Source organism: Streptomyces sp. L500 (assembly GCF_054551825.1).
The window spans coordinates 194870-214150 of sequence record NZ_JBTOLC010000002.1 but is presented as its reverse complement, the minus strand read 5'-3'; the positions used below and the strand labels follow the sequence as shown (position 1 = coordinate 214150).

Below are 19281 nucleotides of genomic sequence, written 5' to 3'. Positions count from 1 at the left end.
CAAACAGGCAGCACGCCCGCCCTCCCGGAGTCGACGCGGTCGCCCGTCACGTCGCGGAACCCGACCCCGCCGCGCGTCGCCGCACGTGACACTCGTCGTTTGCGGCTGGTGACAGCGTTCTTACCGGCACCCCGACATCGCCGAGATCTTCCGCCAGTTGCAGGACGAAGGACAGAAGGTCGACCCGGAGGGCCTGGCGCAGGTCTCGCCGTACGTGACCGAGTACATCCGCCGCTTCGACGCTGCCCGAGGGCTGATCGCGGGGACCGAGCTGAGGTCACAGCATTCGGTCGACCAGCCCGTCGATGTAGTCCGCGGTGAGCGGGCCCATGCCGAACAAGACGCGGATGTACATCGGGGCCAGGATGTGGTCCAGCACGTCGAGCGCGTCGGGTGCGCGCTCGCCACGGTCGCGGGCGCGATCGAGCATGGACTGCAGTTGCCGGGTGCGTTCGGCGCGGAGGTCGTCACGCGCCTGCAGGCCCCGCTGACCGCTGCTCGACAGGGCGACGGCCAAGTGCAGCACCGCCGGACCGTCGGGTCCGGTGATTTCGCGGGCCACTTGGGCCGCGTACGTGCGCAGGTCGCCGGACAGGCTCCCGGTGTCGGGCATCGGCGACCGTGCGTTGAGACGGGTGAGCGCCACCTCGCTGAGCAGGGTCTCCAGGCTGCCCCACCGGCGGTAGATGCTGCTGTCGGCCACGCCCGCGCGGGCCGCCACCTCGCCGACGGTGAAGTTGCCGTAGCCGCGCTCGCTGATCAGTTCGGTGACGGCCTGGTGCACCTGCGCGCCGACGCGGGCGCTGCGCCCGCCGGGCCGCCGGGCCCGCTCCTTCTCGTTCATACCCCTACCTTAACGCAGCCGCCACTTGCGTTTACGGGAGACGCCTCGTACAGTCCCCTAACGCAGCCACTGACTGCTTTAAAGCGTCCGGTGCACCACCGGCCCGTCGGCCATGGCCGGGCGCGACCAACGATCGAGAGGAATCCCCATGGCGGCTTCGCCCGCGGCCGTAGGCAGTCGTTCACATCGGGCCGTGCTGCTCACGGTGACCTGCCTGGGCCAGTTCATGGTCCTGCTCGACAACACGATCGTCGGGGCGGCACTGCCCGATATGCAGCACCGGCTGCACACTCAACTGACCGGTCTGCAATGGATCGTCGACGCGTACGTACTGCTGGTCGCCATGCTGCTGCTGTCCGGCGGTGTCTTCGCCGACCGGTTCGGCCGCAAGCGGGTGTACCTGACCGGCGTGGCGGTGTTCACCGCCGCGTCGGTGCTGTGCAGCCTCGCGCCCTCGCTCGGCTGGCTGGTCACCGGCCGGGTGTTGCAGGGCATCGGGGCCGCCGCGCTGAGCCCGGCCTCGCTCGCGCTGCTCGCCGCCGCCTATCCCGTGCCGCAGGAACGCGTCAAGGCGATCGGGCTGTGGGCCGGACTCAGCGGAATCGGCCTGGCCGCGGGACCCGTGGCCGGTGGTGCGCTGACGGACGCTTTCGGCTGGCCCGCCATCTTCCTGGTCAATCTGCCCATCGGCGCGGTCCTCCTGCTGGCCGGTCTGCGCAGCCTCGAAGAGACCCGCAACCCTGGGGCCCCGGCGATCGACGTCCCGGGGACGGTGCTGTCCGTTCTGGGTGTGGGGACGATGACCTACGGGCTGATCGAGGGCGGCGCCCACGGCTGGACCTCGCCGCTGATCCTGGGCAGCTTCACCGCCGCGGTGATCCTCCTCGCCGCCTTCGTCGCCGTCGAAGCGCGCCGCTCCGCGCCGATGCTGCCGCTGCGGCTGTTCCGGCAGCGCCTGTTCACCGTGTCCAACACCGCCATGGTCGTGGTCGGGTTCGCGCTCATGGGCTCGTCGTTCTTCTTCTCCCAATTCTTCGTGTACGTCCAGGGCAGCTCGATCCTGCGCGCCGGCCTGCAGACCCTGCCGATGTCCCTCGCCATGGTGATCGTCAGCCCGTACGCGGGCCGGCTCGCCGCCCGGTACGGCTACCGCATCGTGGTCACCACCGGCCTGGCCCTGGCCGGCCTGGGACTGCTGGCGCTCGGCACGGTGCACGCCGACACCGGCTACGGGAACGTGTGGTGGCGGCTGGCGATCGTCGGCACCGGCTTCGCCCTGACCATGTCCCCCCTGACGGGAGCCGCCATCCAGGCAGTCGGCCCGCAGGAAGGCGGCCTCGCCTCAGGCATCAGCAGCACCACCCGCCAGATCGGCGCGGTGCTCGGCGTGGCGATACTCGGAGCCATCGTCCGCACCCGGCAAGCCGACGGCGCCTCCTTCGAGACCGGCCTCGACAACGCCTTCCTCGCAGCCGGCGCCGTCACCCTGGCCACCGCCGTATTCACCGGTCTGTGGCTCGCGAGGTCCAAGGTCGCGGAAGGCTCCACGGCCCCGCAACGGGCCACCGGTCCAGGTGTGGTCACCACCTTGAACGAGGCATCCGCGAACAGCCCGCACTAGACCGAGATCATCCCACGGCCCGTTTTCGCCGTATCCGGGCCCCACCCCCACTGGAGAGGAACCGCCTCCACGATGCCGCCCACTCCCGCTGACCCCACCGTGCTCCACCCGATGCCCGAGCACCCGCGCGTGGTCCTGCTCAAGCCGTTGCTGAAATCGTCGCTGATCGAGGTCGGTGACTTCACCTACTACGACGACCCGGACGACCCGACCGCGTTCGAGACGCGCAACGTCCTGTACCACTACGGGCCCGAGCGGCTCGTCATCGGCAAGTACTGCGCGCTGGGCACGGGCACCCGGTTCATCATGAACGGCGCCAACCACCGCATGGACGGCCCTTCCACCTTCCCCTTCCCCACCATGGGTGGCTCCTGGGCGGAGCACTTCGACCTGATCACCGACCTGCCCGGCCGGGGCGACACCATCGTCGGCAACGACGTGTGGTTCGGCCACGGCGCCACGGTCATGCCCGGCGTACGCATCGGGCACGGCGCGATCATCGCCGCCGGCGCCGTGGTCACCGGCGACGTCCCCGACTACGGCATCGTCGGCGGCAACCCCGCCCGGCTCATCCGCACCCGCTACGACGCCGCGGACACCGCCCGCCTCCTCACCGTGGCGTGGTGGGACTGGCCCGTGCGGCACATCACCGAACATATCCGCACGATCATGTCCGGCAGCATCGACGACCTGGAGAACGCGGCGCCCGGGCACATGGAAACGGAACATCTGGACCCAACGACCCCCAGCGCCAAGGACCGTTGAACGAACCCGGCCCGGGGCGACCTGCGCACTGGCCCGCTCCCCTGTCCGCGATCCACCGTTCCAGCACCGAGAATCGAGCTGTCAGCATGCCTGCTTCGCCCCACCACGACCCGTTCGCCGACTGGCTTCGCACCCACGCCGTCCCCCTCGACCACCTCGACCCCGAGACACCACTCGACGATCTGGAGCCGCTGCGCGCCATCATCGACGACGCACGTGTCGTCGCGATCGGCGAAAGTTCCCACTTCATCAACGAGTTCGCATCCATGCGCGAGCGCATCCTGCGGTTCCTGACCGAGCGCTGCGGATTCACCGTCCTGGCCTTCGAGTACGGCTTCAGCGAAGGCTTCCCCCTCGACGCATGGGCCCAGGGTGAGGGGACGGACGACGACCTGTCGGCGCACCTCGCCGGGACGATCCCCGTGGGAGTCGACGAGCCGCTGCGCTGGATGCGCCGGCACAACCGAACCGCCTCAACACCGGTGCGCTTCATGGGCATCGACATCCCGGCGGCCGGTGGTTCCTTGCTTCCCGCCCTGGTCCCGGTCGCCGACTACCTTCGCCGGATCGATCCCGAAACCCTGCCGGTCGTCCAGGGGGCGATACGGATCGCCGAATCGTTCGCCGGTGGCTCTGCGGCCGTCGCCGCGCCCGCGTGGGCACGCCTGGCCACCGCCGAACAGGACGCCCTCAGCGCGGCCCTGACACGCCTGCTCATCCGGTTCCGCTCCGTCGAACCGCTGTATGTCTCCCGCGGCGACCAGCACAGCTACGACATCGCCGTGCGCCGACTCGAAGGCGCCTGCCACGCCGACTACACCTTCCGCGCCATGGCCGACCTCTTCGCCGGCAAAGGGCTGACCGCCGACACCTCGGCCCGCGACGTCTACATGGCCGAGTCGGTCCTGTGGCACCTGGACCGCTTCCCACCCGGCACCCGCGTCGTGCTGGCGGCTCACAACGCCCACATCCAGAAGACACCGGTGTCCTTCAACGGCCACCTCACGGGGCTCCCCATGGGACAGCACCTGCACCGTGCGCTCGGCGACGACTACTTCGCCCTCGGCTTGACGAGCACCACCGGACACACCGCGGACATGCCCCGCGACGAGAACACACCCTTCGGCTTCACCATCGACGCCACCGCCCTGGAGCCGGCGGAGCCGGGAAGCATCGAAGCCGCCTTCGCCGACGCCGAACTCGGGCTCAGCATCGCCGATCTCCACCAGGCACGCCCGCAGGAGGCCCATGGAAACGCCGACCCCGCCCCGGGCCCCGACCGCATCCGGATCCAAAGCGCATACCTCCACACCCCCGTCCTCGAGGCGTTCGACGCCATCCTCCACACCCCGACCTCCACCGTTGCCGACAACCTCGAAAACATGTGAGACGGGCCGATGACCCGGGTGGGAAAGCCCTCAGGGCGGCGAAAGAGCGGAAACATCCAGCGCCGCAGGCCAAAGGGGTTCGCCAAGCAATTCCCACAGGTCAGCGCCCCGGGGGCGACAACCTCAAGAAGATCTCGTCACAGGCGGCGATCCTGTTCGCGCCCACACCGGCGGGGACCACCTACGGCAGAACTTCGAGCAAATGCCGGAATCGCACTGGGTGTTCGGCTACCCCTTCGCGATCCTGCTGATGGCGGTGGTGTGCGTCAGCCTGTATTTCGTCTTCACGAAGCGCGACCGGCTCTGACCGGTCCCGACCGGAACATAGGGTTCCGCAGGACCTTCAAGCACATCACCCAACGCAAAATCAACCCCCGTCCCCCCAATTCCCCCTAAAGGGTAGGCCAATCGCGTCCGGATCATATCAGGACACGGCCGGTTTGACTCCTATCCTCGGATCTTCAACACTGCGCCCAGACAACGCCCTCGTTCACCCGTTCGTCGGGTCACTCGAACGAGGCGCTACTGGGGGTACAACACAACATGCACAAGAGTCAGACCAACTCTGCGCGCACGCGAAAGATCCTTATGCGTGGGATCGTGACCACGACCGCGCTGGCCGCTGTCGCCGGGGTGGCCGCGCCGGGTCTCGCCGTCGCGGCGCCCACGGGGGCGGTGGCCGCGGCTGCCGGGATCGCGACCACCGACACGCAGCGCGTCGACGCCGCGGCCGTGGTCCACCTGGACCCGAGCCCGGACGTCCTGCTCCTCAGCGACCGCGACTTCGTCCACGCGCTGTGGCAGAAGGCACGGGACGGCGGCGAGCGGCTGGAGAACGTGCGCCTGGCCGCCGAGGGCGCCATGGTCAGTGGAACCGCCGAGGACCACGTGCGGTTCATCACCACCGGCATCCACGAGGCGTACGAGCTCGACAAGCAGCGGGAGAAGGCCAAGGCCGACGCCGAGCGCGCGGCCCGCGACGCCAAGTCCCAGGCCCTGATCACGGTGGGCATCCCGAGCAGCCCCGACCTGCTGGGCCTCAGCGACGAGAACTTCATCCGCGCCGTGATGAAGCACGAGGCCGCCGGGCCGGAGGTCCGCAAGGCGGCCGCGAAGGCGCTGGCCGACGCCGATCCCAAGGCCTGGGAGGAGTTCATCAAGAACGGCGCCCGCGAGGCCCACAAGCTCGACGTGGCCAACGAGCTCAAGGAGCTCGAGCAGAAGAACCGCGAGGAAGCCGAGCGCCGCAAGGAGCTGGCGGCCCGCAAGAACGCCGCCGCGCTGTTCGGTGTCACGGCCTCCGACACGATGCTGGCCCTGAGCGACGACAACTTCATCCGCGAGCTGCTGCGCGGCGTTCCCGCCGACGCGCGGAAGACCGAGCTCTACGCCGCAGCCCAGAAGGCCGTGCTGAGCTCCAGCGCGGCGGACTGGAAGGAGTTCATCCACACCGGCGCCGAGCAGGCCTACAAGCGCGACGCCGAGGCCCTGCGCAAGAAGGTCGCCGACGCCAACCGGAAGCTCGCGCTCCAGATCCAGGCATCGGCCGAGAAGACCGGGGTGAACCCGAACCTGGTCGCCGCGGCGAAGAAGGCGCTGGCCGGGACCGACGAGGCGGTCGCCGCGTTCCTCAAGGAGGAGAGCCAGTACCGGGCGAAGCGGCAGTCCTTCCAGCCCGCCAACGCGAAGCTGGCCGGCTGGTACATCCGCCAGTCCAGCGTGGACGCGGGCGAGGGCTTCATCGCCCCCCTCGACGCCAAGGACAAGCAGGCCGACCGTGAGGACGCCACCTGGGTCGTCGTGCCGGCGCTGGCCAACGAGGCCGGGTGCTACTCCTTCGAGTCCGCCCGCAAGCCCGGCCACTACCTGATCGAGAAGGACTTCCGGGTGCGGCTGGCCGCGAGCGACAACAGCGCGGAGTTCCGCAAGGACGCCACCTGGTGCGCCAAGAAGGGCCTGACCGGTTCCGGGACGTCCTTCGAGTCGGCGAGCCAGCCGGGCCGCTGGCTGCGGCAGTTCCAGGGCGATCTGTGGGCGGCCGACAAGAGCGGCAACCACAGCTGGGAGTCCGCGGAGGACTTCGCTCAGGACGCGACGTGGAAGATCTCCACCCCGCTCGCGCGCTGACCCGCTCCCCGCGCAGTCCACTCTTGAGAAGAACGGAATTCCCCATGTCTCGGATCACCCGGGTCGCCCTCGCCATCGGCGCCGGTGTCGCCGCGCTCGCCGGCAGTGTGACCCCCGCCTCGGCCGACGAGGCCCCCCGCGCCGCCGCACCCTCGGCCGTACAGCTCAAGCTCGAGCACAGCGGCAAGTGCCTCACCATCCCGAACGCCAGCTTCCGCAACGGCGTCGACGCCGTCCAGTCCACCTGCGTCGACGGCGCGGAGAACCAGCTCTTCGACGTGGTGTCCGCCGGCTCCGCCACCTTCGAGCTGCGCGCCAAGCACAGCGGCAAGTGCCTCGACGCGGAGAGCGCCGGCGTCAAGCCCGGCACCGTCGTCCAGCAGTGGTGGTGCGTCGACGCCGCACCGCAGGAGCGCTGGCGCCTGGTGATGGTCGACGTCGCCAACGAGCTGTACGAGCTGCGTCCCGCCCATGCTCTGGACAAGAACCTCTGCCTGGACATCTCGGGGTCGAGCAAGGACGACGGCGCGATCGCGCAGCTGTGGACCTGCAACGGCTCCGGCGCCCAGAAGTGGCGTCTCCAGCCGGCCAAGTCCGCCTGAGCACCCAGAACTTTCGAGAGGAAACCGATCCCATCATGTCTCGGATCATCCGGGCCACCCTGGCCGTAGGCGCCGGCGTCGCCCTGCTGGGCGGCGCCGCGACCACCGCGTACGCGGACGGTGGCACCACCGCCGCCGCCGAGGCCGCCCGCCGGGCCACCGAGGCGGCTCGCGACGCGGCCGCCAAGTCGGCCGCGGAGCGCGCGGCAGAAGCAGCCCGCAAGGCGGCCGAGGCCGCACGAGCGGCCGCCGAACGCGCGCAGCAAGGGCCCCAGGCGGTCGTCACCCTGCAGCTCGCGGCCAGCGAGAAGTGCCTGGAAATCAACAACGGCGCCAAGGACAACGGCGCCAAGGCACAGCAGTGGACCTGCAACGGAGACAACGCCCAGCAGTGGCGCATGGTCCCCGCCGCGGACTCCACCTACGAGTTCCAGTCCGTGCCCAGCGGCAAGTGCCTCGAAATCCAGGACTGGGGCACCAAGGTCGGCGACGACGTCCAGCAGTGGGACTGCCACGGCGGCGGGAACCAGCGCTGGCAGGTCGTCCTGGTCGACCACGACAAGAAGCTCTTCCAGCTGCGTCCCCAGCACGTCCAGGACTATTGCCTGGACATCCCCGGGGGCAGCAAGGAGAACAACGTGAAGGCCCAGCAGTGGTACTGCAACCAGACCGACGCCCAGCTGTGGAAGATCCAGCCGGTCAAGTGACCTCGCGGTCCACGCCGCGCGGGTGCGGCGGATAGACAGCGCGGAGGGACAGCGTCTTGACCAGGGCGCTGTCCCTCTCCGTATGGGCGACTGCAATGAGTTACACGTTCTTGAGGGGGAAGAGTGAGTCGTCAGTGGTGGGTCGCGCAGGCGTTGGCGGTCGGCATGCTGACCGGCGGGGTCGCGGTGGCGGGGGTGGCGCCGGCATGGGCGGACACGCGTGTCGCGGCGGCCGTCGAGGTCGACCAGCCGACCGATGAGGCAGCGCTCGCGAAGGCCGCGGCGGCCCAGGAGGCACGTGACTACGTGCTCGGGCAGGCGAAGACGCATCCGGCGGCCGAGGTGCGGACCTCGGCGTGGAACGCCCTGCGCAACACCCGGGGGGACGAGGCCATCGCGGAGTGGCTGGCGCCCGGCGGCGGCTTCGACTCCGCCAGACAGCGGGCGAAGGACGCCCGGTCCCGCAACAGGGCCTTCTGCGAGCGGGTGGTGCGTACGCACACCGTGGAGTTCTCTCCCGAGGCGCGGTCGGCCGCCGAGCGCGCGCTGAAGGGTACTGCCGCCGACCAGGCGGCGTTCGTGAAGACCGGGTACGCGGAGGCGCAGCAGCGCGACCGGGCGGCCCGGGAGGCCGACGCCCGGCACAAGCTGGAAGTCGCCGCGAAGGACCGGGACTTCGTGTCGTCCATCGCCGAGCACGACCCGGGTGAGCAGGTGCGGGTCGCGGCGCAGTGGGCGGTGCGACCCGGCGCCACGGACGCGGACATCGCGGAGTTCTTCGGCTACGGCTGGATGACGGGCGCGACGCTGGACGCGGAGGCATTCCGGACGCGGATCGCGGATGCGGAAACGGTCCGGCAGGCCGCACTGTCGCGCCTGGTCAAGGAGGCCGACGCGGCGGAGAAGGCCGTGAAGGGGTCGGCGGACGCGGCGAAGGCCCGGGCCGAGGCCGAGCGGGCCTGGAAGGCCGTGGCCGACCACTCCGAGGCCGCGCGCAAGGCGTGGCTGGCCGAGCAGGAGGCGGCCGCGGCGCAGGCGGAGAACTGGAAGAACATCGCCAAGGCCGCCCAGGAGAGCTCCGACGAGCTCTGGAAGAACATCGGCCGGTCGGCCGAGACCACCCTGAGCACCTGGGCCCAGGGCCAGGAGGGCGCGCTCAAGTCGCTCACGTTCTGGCAGGGCATGTTCGACATCGCCCGCAGCGGCGAGGACCGCGTCAAGGGCTGACCTCTTCTTTTCATGTCTTCCGGCCGGCCTGACCCGCCGGCCGGATTTTCCCGACCGCTTCGGCGGCTTCGCCCTGCCCGCGTACGCGGGTTCAGGGGCATTTTCTGTTTCTTTCCTATGGGGGGTTCTTCCCGTGATGGGTAGATTCCGGCCGAGGGCCGGACGGCTACGCGGTGACGTGGCCGGAGTGATGAGAAAGGCCGTTTCCACGGCCGTTGTCGTCGCGATATTGGGTGGTACGACGGGGGAGGCCACGGCGGCCACCAGGGCGCGTGCCGAGGCCGCGTCCGTATCGCCGAAGGAGGCGCTGGCGGCGCTGGACAAGCTGGCGGCGGCATTGCCGAAGCCGTCGTCCGGGCCGGCTCCCGCGCCGCGTACGGAGCTGGACAAGCTCAGTGCCGATCGTGACCGGCAGCTGGTCGAGGACTTCGCGGAGTTCGACGCGGAAGAGGAAGTCCGCGAGGCCGCGAAGAAGGCCCTCGCGAGCAGCGACCCGAACGCGATCCGGGAGTTCCTGGCGCATGGCGAGGCCGAGGCCCGCAAGCGCGCGAAGGAGAAGAAGGACGGCGCGGACGTCAAGAACCGTGCGGAGATCGAGAAACTCCGCGGGACGGGCGGCGCGTACTTCAACGCGGAGGTCGAGCGCGTCCTGGGACCGAAGGCGACCGCGAAGGACCGGGCCGACTTCCTGGCCTTCGGTGCGGCGATCGCCAAGCAGCGTGACGAGGCGGACAAGCAGAACGCGGCGAAGCGCGCGGAGGAGAACCGCAAGCGCGTCGAGATGCTCGCCGCTTCCGGTGGTCCGGAGGTGAAGAAGACCGCGCAGGCGGCTCTGGACACCAAGGACGACGCGAAGATCGCGGAGTTCCTGGAAAAGGGCTACCAGATCGCGGCCCAGAAGGACGCCGACGCCCGCGCGGCCGTCGAAAAGGCCCAGAAGGAGGCGCAGGAGGCCGCGCAGAAGCTGCGCGAGCTGGCCGAGAAGGCGGCGCGCGCGGCCGAGGCGCGCACCAAGCTCATCGCCGCACACGGCGATGCGGTCAAGGCGCTGAAGAACGCCTCGAACGCGATGACGCAGGCGGCGGCCGCCGCGCGGCAGGCGGACCGGATGCTGTCGGCCGACCGCGCCGGCAAGAAGCTGTCGTCCTACGACGACGTCAAGGCCGAGGCCGCCCGCCAGGTCGAGAACGCCGGTGTGGCGGCCAAGCAGGCGCAGGTCGCGGCCGCGCAGGCGAAGGTCCAGGCCGACGTCCTGGTCGAGACCGGCCTGACCTACGGCGCCCAGTGGTCCGAGGTCGCCTCCGGCATGGCCTCCGCCGCCGACGCGGCGGTGAAGGCGAGCGAGACCGCGCAGCACGCGGTCGACGCCACCGAGGCCGACGCCAAGGGCCTCAACGCCAAGAACCAGGCGGAGCTGCACGAGCAGCAGGCCAAGCAGTGGCGTGCCAACGCCGAACAGCACGCCGCCACCGCGGCGAAGCTCGCCGAGGCCGCCGAGAAGCAGGCCAGGATCGCCGCTGATGCCGCCGCCCGTGCGCGCACGGCGCGCATCGCGGCGGAGCAGGCCGAGGCCGAGGCGTGGGAGCACGCCAAGAAGACCCGCGAGGCCCACCAGGAGGCCGAGCGCCAGGCGAGGATCGCCGCCGAGCAGCGCGCCATCGCCGAGCGGGAGCGCGACCTGGCGGCCGCGGCGCGTGCGCGCGCGGAGCGCGAGCGCGACATCGCGGCCGCGGCCCGGGCGCGCGCGGAGGCCGAGGCCCGCACGGCGTCCGCGGCACGGGCGGAGGCCCAGGCGGCGGCGGCCACGGCGGCGGCGGCCCGGGCGGACGCCGAGAAGCAGGACGGGATCGCCGCCACGGCGGACACGAACGCCCGCACTATGGAGACCGAGGCCCGCGAGGCCCGGGACCGGTCGTACGAGGCCCGGCGGAACGCCGATGCCGAGAAGTCCCGGGCCGAGGCCACCGCGTCGATGGCGGCTGCCGCCAAGGGCACCACGTACTCCGTCGAGGCCAAGGCGGCCGCGGCCGCGGCGCGATCGGACGCCGATACGGCCGATGCCGCCGCCGGTCAGGCGCAGGGTGCCGCCGACACGGCCAGTGGTGCGGCGATCCGAGCGCGTTCCGCCGCGACGGAGGCCGCCGGTGCGGCCGCTCGTGCGCGTGCCGCGGCCGCCGAGGCCACCGCGCACGCCGCGCGGGCCAACGCCGCCGCCAACAAGGCCGAGGCCGCTGCCGCCGCCGCGAACGCGGCGGCCAACCGTGCCGAGGCCGAGGCCGCCGCCACCCACGCCGCCGCCCAGCGCGCGAACGTCAACGCCGCCGAGGCCACCGCGCAGGAGGCCCGTGCCGGCGTCGCCGCCCACGAGGCGGCCCGTCTGGCCGGCCTCGCGGCGATCGAGGCGAACAACGCGCTGCAGGCTGCGAACCGCACCAAGGACGAGGCCGAAGCCGCCACCCGTGAGGCGGCGATGGCCCGTCTTCAGGCGGGCATCGCCGTTCAGGCGTCCACGGCCGCCAAGGCCAGCGCGGCGGGCATCGCCGACCCGGCGAACACCGCGATCGAGCTGACCGCGCCGTTCGCCGGCAAGGACGTCGACGCCGACTTCGCCGCCCAGGTCGCCACCGCCGCCCAGGAGATGGGCGCGGAGCAGGTCGCCTCCGCCCAGGCCAAGGCCGATGAGGCCGTCAAGGCGGCCGAGGCCGCCGAGGCCGCCGCGAAGCGGGCCAATGCCCAGGTCGCCCCGGCCTTCAAGGCCGCCGCCGACGCCGCCCGCTCCTCCGCCGACGCCACGCGCTCCATGGCAGCCGCCATGAAGTCCGCCGCCGAAGCGGCCGCCGACGGCGCCAAGGCCCGGGCCGCCGCGGCCCGCGCCAACCAGGCCGACGCCCAGGCCCAGGCCGACGCCAAGGCGGCCCGCGAGGCCGCCAACCGGGCGTACGCCGACGCGGCAGCGGCCCGCCAGGCCGCCAACGCCGCGGAGGCCGAAGCGGCCCGCGCCCGCGGTGCCGCGGCCGAGGCCGACCAGCACGCCGCGGCCGCCAACAGCGCCGCCAGCCTCGCCGAAAGCGAAGCCGCCACCGCCCAGGCCGCGGCCACCAAGGCGAAGGAAGATGCCGAGGCCGCGAACAAGCTCGCCGAATCCGCCGAAAAGCACGCCGCGTCGGCGAAGGAAGCGGCCGACAACGCCCTCAACTACGCCAAGGAAGCGGACGAGGTCGCCAAGAAGGCCGAGGCCGAGCAGAAGGAGCGTGAGCGCAAGGCCCGCGAGGAGGCCGTCAACGCCGACAAGGCCGGTGGAACCGACCTGACCGACGACGAGATGGAGGAGCTCGAGAAGGAGGGCATCACTCGCGAGGAGTACGAGAAGGCCCTGGGGCTCTCGGAGAAGGGCTTCGAGGACTTCCTGATGGAAATCGGCGGTGAGCTGCTCAAGGAGTACTTCGACGTCGACAACATCAAGAAGTGCTTCGGCGAGGGCAACGTCGAGGCGTGCTTCTGGACCCTGGTGAACAACCTCCCCTGGGGCAAGGCCCTCCGGGCGATCGAGAAGTTCCCGGAGATCGCCAAGGCCATCAAGCGCCTCGCCGGCATCGGCAAGATGATCGAGGAGTCCGCTGCTGCGAAGAAGCTGGTCAAGAAGGCCGACGACATCCTCGAAAAGGTCTACAAGAAGCTCGACTGCCCCAGGAAGCACAGCTTCCTGCCCGGCACTCGGGTCCTGCTCGCCGATGGAACGCATCGCCCCATCGAGGACGTCCGCGTCGGCGACCGGGTGGTCGCCACGGACCCGGAGAACGGGCAGACCGACGCACGGCCGGTGACGAACTTCTTCACCACCGAGGACGACAAGGAGTTCACGCGGCTCACCGTCACCACGGCGCAGGGGTCCGCCACCATCACGGCGACCGCCAACCACCCCTTCTGGCTGATGGACCGCAAGGAGTGGGTGGACGCGGGCGAGGTGCGCGCCGGCAACAAGCTGCGCACCCCCGCCGGCTCGGCCCTCGCGGTGACCGGCGTCGTCAACTACCACAAGCGCCAGCGCACCCACGACCTGACCGTCGGGGAGTTCCACACCTACTACGTGGGTGTCGGAGCGACCGACGCCCTGGTCCACAACTGCACCGACATCGCGTCCGCCGAGCGCCGCTTCCCCGATCAGGCACACACCTACAAGGATCACATCAACCCCACCCCGGAGCGGATAGCGGCGAAGCTCGAAAAGGACGGCATCGTCACCACGTGGGTGGACGAGAAGACGGCTCAGGATGCAATCATCGACGTCGTCAAGCAGAACTCGAAGTTCCTGCAGAACAACCTCCGAAAGATGCGTGACGGGGAAGTCAGGGAGCTACCCGTCAAGAATTACAGTGGAGGTTCATTGGGTACCGTCATCAAGAAGGACCCCAATGATCCGACAAAGACGATCTCAACGCCGGCCGGCAACCGGGTGCAGGTGCTCATCAAGAAGGTCGAGAAGGGTAAGTCACCGGACGGCAAGCCCGTCCCCGGCGGCTACTACATCTACACTGCCTACCCGATGTAGCAAGAGCGGATGAGCACGAGAAAGGAACCGTCAGTGGAATTCGACTTCGGGTTGACAGCGCTGGGGGAAAAGTTCCACATGGACTGGCGGTACGACGGGCCGAACCCTCAGGATGTGGTGCGCCAGTGGGCCGGTTTCGTCGGAAGCGACGAGGCCGGTCGCGAGGAACTACGGCTTCTGCGGGAGGATGTACACCTGCTGCTGGCCTCGCCGCTCTCGGACGACGAAATCCATGCGTTGTGGAGAGTGTCGGCGATGTTCTACCCGTACTTTCCGGTGAACGAGGTGGAGCCCCCACGGGGCCGGGCATGGCTGATGGACATCGACCATGAGCTGCGGCCGTATGTACAGCGGTCGGCTGCCGAGTTCTCGACCACGGGAACGGCGCCCGAATCCGCGCGGTCCGCGGTCGTGGCGCTCGCCGAGAGACTGGCGCCCAGGGCGGAGCTCCCGCTCGAGCCCTTGCCCGCTCGGACCGTGATCGCGGCCGTCGGGCGTTGCGCGAGGGAGGTGAGTGCCGCACTCGCCTTCCGGTTCCTCTTGCGTGCCTACGCGGCATACGACAGCCCCGTGCCGTCGGATGCCTGGTCCTCTTTCGAAGCGCTCAATCATTCCTTCGGATACGGAGAGTTCATACTCGAAACAATCGAGTTTCTCCGGGAGAACTGACCCGTAAGAACAGCCGATGCCCCGCCGGATTCCTCCGGCGGGGCATCGGTGTTTTCGTTCGTCCTCAGATGTTCGTGAACGCCAGCTTCGCTCCCAGCGCCACGAACGCCCCCGCGAACGTGCGCCGCATCCAGGTCATGACCTGCGGCCGGGAGATGACGTGGTCGCGGACCGAGGCGGCGAGCAGCCCGTAGCCGACGAAGATGACGAACGTCATCAGCATGAAGACCGCGCTCAGCTCGATCATGCGCGGCACCGGGTGCGCCTCGTTCGCGCTGACGAACTGCGGGAGGAAGGCCAGGAAGAAGATGGTCAGCTTGGGGTTGAGGATGTTGAGCAGGATGCCCGTCCAGATCACCCGCACCGGGGACGGCGGCTCACCCGCCTGCTCCTCCACGCTCAGGGTGCCGCGGTCGCGCCAGGTGTTCCACGCGACGTAGAGGAGGTAGGCGACGCCCAGGAACTTGAAGGTCTGGAAGGCCAGGGCGCTGGTGTGCATGAGGGCGGCCAGGCCCATGATGGTGGCCGCCATGTGGGGGACGATGCCCAGGGTGCATCCGAACGCGGCGACGATGCTCGGGCGGAAGCCGCGCGAGAGACCGGTGGCCAGCGTGTAGAGCACGCCGGTACCGGGTGAGGCGGTCACGATTAAGGAGGTGACCAGGAATTCGATGCCCACGGGACATACTCCTCTTGCTGCTGTTCTGTGGCGAGTGACGATACGTTTCTACCGGGTCAGGAGGGCCCGCGTCGCCGCCTCGATGTCCGGAGTACGCATCAGGCTCTCGCCCACCAGGTAGGCGGAGATGCCCACTTGAGCGAGTCGTGCCAGGTCGGCGGGGGTGGACAGACCGCTCTCCCCCACGATCACCCGGTCCTTGGGCACCTTGGGCGCCAGCCGTTCGCTCGTGGCGAGCGTCGTCTCGAAGGTGTGGTGGTCGCGGTTGTTGATGCCGAGGAGGCGGGAGCGCAGCCGGGTGGCCCGCTCCAGCTCCGCCTCGTCGTGCACCTCGACCAGGACGTCCATGCCGAGGTCGAACGCCGTGTCCTCCAGGTCCTTCGCCTCCGCGTCGTCGACCGCCGCCATGATGATCAGGATCGCGTCGGCGCCCCAGGCCCGCGCCTGGACGACCTGGTACTGGTCGTACATGAAGTCCTTGCGGAGGACGGGGATCGCCGTCGCCTCGCGGGCCGCGGCGAGGTGTTCCGGGCCGCCCTGGAAGGACGGCGTGTCGGTGAGGACCGACAGACAGGCCGCGCCGCCCGCCTCATAGGCGCGGGCGATGAGCGGCGGGTCGAAGTCGGCCCGGATGAGGCCCTTGGACGGGCTCGCCTTCTTGATCTCGGCGAGCAGGGCGTATTCGCCCCGGGCCACGCGGCGCTCGACGGCCGTCAGGAAACCGCGTGGGGCCGGGGCGGCCGCCGCCTCGCGTTCGAGATCCGCGAGGGGACGGTCGCGCTTCGCCTCCGCGATTTCCTCACGCTTGGCCCCTTCGATCCTTGAGAGGAAGTCCGGCATCCGATTAAGCCCCTTCGCTTCGGTTCGATTCCGTTCGGTTCGATTCCGTTATCAGTCGTTCCAGCCTGCGGTTCGCTTCCCCGCCGTCGATCGACTCCGTGGCGAGCTCCATGCCGTCTTTCAGGTCCTTCGCCCGGCCGCCGACCACGAGTGCCGCGGCGGCGTTGAACGCCGCGATGTCGCGGTACGGCCCCTTCTCCCCCGTGAGGACGCCGCGCAGCGCCTCGGCGTTGGCTCGCGCGTCGCCGCCCTTGAGCGACTCCGGGGAGACGCGCGGCAGTCCGACATCCTCGGGGCTCACCCGGAACACCCGCACCGTGCCGTTCTCCAGCGAGGCGACGGTGGTGGGCCCGGTGGTGGTGATCTCGTCGAGGCCGTCCGAGCCGTGGACGACGAAGGCGCGCTCCGAGCCCAGTTCGCCCAGCACCCGCGCCAGCGGCTCGACCCACTCCTCGGCGAACACCCCGACCATCTGGCGCCGGACGCCCGCCGGGTTGGTCAGCGGTCCCATCAGGTTGAAGACGGTGCGGGTGCCGAGCTCGACGCGGGTGGGGTGGACGTGTCCCGTCGCCGGGTGGTGGTCGGGGGCGAACATGAAGCCGATGCCGGCCGCCGCGATGCAGCGCGCCACGTCCTCGGGCCGCAGGTCGATCCGGACGCCCAGCGCGCGCAGGACGTCCGCCGCGCCGCTGCGCGACGACAGCGCCCGGTTGCCCTGCTTGGCCACCGGCACCCCGGCCCCGGCGACGATCAGCGCCGCGCACGTGGAGATGTTGTACGAGCCGGACGAGTCGCCGCCCGTGCCGAGCAGGTCCATCGCCCCGGGCGGCGCCGCCACCCCGCGCATCCGCGCCCGCATGGCGATCACCCCGCCGGTGATCTCCTCCACGGTCTCGCCGCGCATCCGCATCGCCATCAGCAGCCCGCCCATCTGGGAGGGCGTCGCCCGGCCCGCCATCATCAGCTCGAAGGCGCGGGCCGATTCCTCGCGGGTGAGGGTGGCGCCGGTGGCCACCTTCCGGACCAGGTCCTTGAACTCCTCGAACCGGGCGTCGTCAGCGTCCATGCCCCTGCCCCTCCCGCGGTCCCCACATACCCCCGCTGCTCACCGGCAGCGGCTGGTCCCAGTCGAGCTCGACGTTCTCCCGCCGGTACGGCGTCTCATCGGTGATCGCGGTGTCCAGGGTGCGGGCGAAGAGGTGGCCGCTGTGGACGGCCGCCGCGATGATCCCCGGGCCCAGGCAGTCGCCCAGCCGGACGACGCGCCGGATGCCCGCCGCGCCCAGGACGTCCTCGCCGAACGCGCGCAGCCCGGTGTACAGCTCGTCGCGCGGCACCATGCCGGTGACCATCACCAGCGCGTCCACGTTCACGGCCGTCTCACGGCCCGTGTACACGCAGGCCAGCCCGGCCACGCCGGACTCGGCCCGGACGAGCGCCGTCGAGGTGTGCACGGCCGCGCACTTCTCCATCACGCGCCGCTGGACGCGCTTCTGCTCCGCCGTGAACTGCGTGAACGACGACACCAGGCTGTCGGGGGTGACGAACGTGACCTCGCAGCCGTGCTCGGCGAGGCGCTCGGCGATCACTCCGCCCATGTAGTAGTGGTCGTCGTCGAAGACGACGACCCGGCCGGAGGGCAGCCGGCCGGCCATGATGTCGTCCGGGGTGAAGACGGGGGTCTCCGCCGGTACGTCCATGGGGAAGCTGTGGTAGCGGCCCACGCCGTCCGCCCGCCACCGCGCGCCCGTGGCGACGGCGACGAGCGAGCACTCGGCCTCCAGGGCCATCTCCGCGGTGATCTCGTTGTCCGGCAGGAGCTGGACGTTGGGCATGCGGCGCAGCTGGGTGAGACGCCAGTCGCGCACCCGCGCCCACTCCCCCAGCCCCGGCAGCCGGCTCTCCAGGGTGACGCGGCCGCCGAGTTCGCGGCGGCGGTCGGCGAGCAGCACGTCGTAGCCGCGCTGGCCCAGGGCCCGGGCGGCCTCCAGGCCGGCGGGGCCGGCGCCGACGACGAGGACGGTGTCGTCCGTGTCCTTCGGCGGGATGTACTCGGGGTGCCAGCCGCGCCGCCACTCCTCGCCCATGGTGGGGTTCTGGGTGCAGCGCATCGGCACACTCGCCTTGTCGCCGGCGACGCAGATGTTGCAGCCGATGCATTCGCGGAGGTCGTCGAAGCGGCCTTCCTCGATCTTCCTCGGCAGGAAGGGGTCGGCGATGGAGGGGCGGGCCGCGCCGATGAGGTCGAGGGTGCCGCCCCTGATCATGGAGACCATGGTGTCGGGCGAGGTGAACCGGCCGACGCCGACGACCGGTTTGCTGGTGACGCTCTTGACGAACTTGACGTACTCCGCCTGGAAGCCCTCGTCGCTGAACCGGGACGTCTGGCCGTCGTTGTCGAAGTTGCTGAGGTTGACGTCCCAGAGGTCGGGGAGCTCGGCGAGCATCTCGACGACGTCACGGCCCTCGTCCTCCGAGCCGATGCCGCGCGGCCCCATCAGCTCGTCGACGCCGAAGCGGACGGCGACGGCGCAGGTGTCGCCGACGGCCTCCTTGGCGTCCTCGATGAGCTCGCGCAGCAGCCGGGCGCGGTTCGCGAGGCTGCCGCCGTATTCGTCGGTGCGGTGGTTGTGGCGCCGGGAGAGGAAGTGGACGGGCAGCGTCATGTCGTGGCCCGCGTAGATGTAGACGATGTCGAAGCCGGCGCGCTTGGCGTTGAGCGCGGCCGTGCGGTGCCAGCGGCGGGCGGCGCGGATGTCGTCCTTGTCCATGGCCCGGGCGGTGATGGGGAGGTTGCCCCGGACGGCCTTCAGGCTCGGGGCGATCGGTATGGTCCGGCTCTCCAGATTGCCGACGTAGGAGCCGTTGTGGGCGAGTTCGACGCCGGCGAGGGCGCCGTGGCGGTGAATCTCGTCGGTGGCCCGGGTGAGGTAGGGGAGGTCCTGCTCGTCCCAGATCCTGATCTCGCGCTGGTGGTTGCCGGAGTGGTGGATGTCGCACTGCTCGGTGACGACGACGCCCCAGCCCCCCTCGGCCTTGACGCCGCGCATCGCGGCCATCGAGCTGGGGAAGGCCCGGCCCATGCCGTTGCAGTGGGGTACCTGGTAGAAGCGGTTCTTCGCGGTGACCGGGCCGATCCGTACGGGTTCGAAGAGGACGTCGTAGCGGGCGGGGCGGCGGGGTGTGCGGTTCTCCATGCGGACGGTTCTCCAGGTGCCGGTGTTCCTGTGGAAATGGCAAGGAACAGGCGGCCCGGTCAGGGT

The 19281-nt window shown here is 70.4% G+C and carries 14 protein-coding genes and 1 pseudogene; 10 read left to right on the top strand and 5 right to left on the bottom strand.

Going from position 1 to position 19281, the window contains the following annotated elements:
• Positions 1-277: 277 nt before the first annotated feature.
• Positions 278-844 carry a TetR/AcrR family transcriptional regulator gene (locus tag ACX9I7_RS03830; RefSeq protein WP_387571505.1) on the bottom strand — a complete coding sequence of 189 codons (567 nt, stop codon included), beginning with the start codon at positions 842-844 and terminating at the stop codon, positions 278-280.
• A gap of 148 nt (positions 845-992) precedes the next feature.
• Between ACX9I7_RS03830 and ACX9I7_RS03825 the strand changes: the two genes are divergently transcribed.
• The 10 genes and pseudogenes from ACX9I7_RS03825 to ACX9I7_RS03780 all read left to right on the top strand — a co-directional run bounded on the left by ACX9I7_RS03825 (position 993) and on the right by ACX9I7_RS03780 (position 14499).
• Positions 993-2465, top strand: coding sequence for an MFS transporter (locus ACX9I7_RS03825; protein ID WP_387571508.1), 1473 nt, complete (start codon positions 993-995; stop codon positions 2463-2465).
• Positions 2466-2537: 72 nt separating this feature from the next.
• The gene (locus ACX9I7_RS03820; RefSeq protein ID WP_459386485.1) at positions 2538-3230 is read left to right on the top strand and encodes a CatB-related O-acetyltransferase; all 693 of its coding nucleotides are present in this window, start codon (positions 2538-2540) and stop codon (positions 3228-3230) included.
• Between the two features lie 86 nt (positions 3231-3316).
• The gene (locus ACX9I7_RS03815) at positions 3317-4618 is read left to right on the top strand and encodes an erythromycin esterase family protein (protein ID WP_459386484.1); all 1302 of its coding nucleotides are present in this window, start codon (positions 3317-3319) and stop codon (positions 4616-4618) included.
• A 116-nt stretch (positions 4619-4734) separates the two neighbouring features.
• Positions 4735-4925, top strand: a pseudogene (locus ACX9I7_RS03810) (CorA family divalent cation transporter); the annotation flags it as partial.
• 293 nt (positions 4926-5218) lie between these two features.
• Positions 5219-6745 (top strand): AbfB domain-containing protein, encoded by a 1527-nt coding sequence (locus ACX9I7_RS03805; RefSeq protein WP_459386483.1) that lies wholly within the window; start codon positions 5219-5221, stop codon positions 6743-6745.
• A 44-nt stretch (positions 6746-6789) separates the two neighbouring features.
• Positions 6790-7347 carry an RICIN domain-containing protein gene (locus tag ACX9I7_RS03800; protein WP_387571519.1) on the top strand — a complete coding sequence of 186 codons (558 nt, stop codon included), beginning with the start codon at positions 6790-6792 and terminating at the stop codon, positions 7345-7347.
• Between the two features lie 35 nt (positions 7348-7382).
• Positions 7383-8054, top strand: a complete 672-nt coding sequence (locus ACX9I7_RS03795; RefSeq protein WP_387571522.1) for an RICIN domain-containing protein — start codon at positions 7383-7385, stop codon at positions 8052-8054.
• Between the two features lie 123 nt (positions 8055-8177).
• The gene (locus tag ACX9I7_RS03790; RefSeq protein WP_387571525.1) at positions 8178-9281 is read left to right on the top strand and encodes a hypothetical protein; all 1104 of its coding nucleotides are present in this window, start codon (positions 8178-8180) and stop codon (positions 9279-9281) included.
• Positions 9282-9471: 190 nt separating this feature from the next.
• On the top strand, positions 9472-13830 hold the full coding sequence (locus tag ACX9I7_RS03785; protein WP_459386482.1) for a polymorphic toxin-type HINT domain-containing protein: 4359 nt from the start codon (positions 9472-9474) through the stop codon (positions 13828-13830).
• Positions 13831-13863: 33 nt separating this feature from the next.
• Positions 13864-14499: a hypothetical protein gene (locus tag ACX9I7_RS03780; protein WP_459386481.1), complete on the top strand. Its 636-nt coding sequence runs from the start codon at positions 13864-13866 to the stop codon at positions 14497-14499.
• A 64-nt stretch (positions 14500-14563) separates the two neighbouring features.
• Here the strand turns inward: ACX9I7_RS03780 and ACX9I7_RS03775 are convergent, their stop codons facing one another.
• From ACX9I7_RS03775 to ACX9I7_RS03760, 4 genes are read right to left on the bottom strand one after another with little or no spacing between them, the layout of a single operon-like run.
• Positions 14564-15178: a LysE family translocator gene (locus ACX9I7_RS03775; protein WP_358625527.1), complete on the bottom strand. Its 615-nt coding sequence runs from the start codon at positions 15176-15178 to the stop codon at positions 14564-14566.
• A 48-nt stretch (positions 15179-15226) separates the two neighbouring features.
• Positions 15227-16018 carry an indole-3-glycerol phosphate synthase TrpC gene (gene trpC, locus ACX9I7_RS03770; RefSeq protein ID WP_459386480.1) on the bottom strand — a complete coding sequence of 264 codons (792 nt, stop codon included), beginning with the start codon at positions 16016-16018 and terminating at the stop codon, positions 15227-15229.
• A 4-nt stretch (positions 16019-16022) separates the two neighbouring features.
• Positions 16023-17084, bottom strand: a complete 1062-nt coding sequence (gene trpD / locus ACX9I7_RS03765) for an anthranilate phosphoribosyltransferase (RefSeq protein ID WP_387571536.1) — start codon at positions 17082-17084, stop codon at positions 16023-16025.
• On the bottom strand, positions 17074-19215 hold the full coding sequence (locus ACX9I7_RS03760; protein WP_459386479.1) for an oxidoreductase: 2142 nt from the start codon (positions 19213-19215) through the stop codon (positions 17074-17076). Before ACX9I7_RS03760 ends, trpD begins: the two co-directional genes overlap by 11 nt.
• Positions 19216-19281 lie beyond the last annotated feature (66 nt).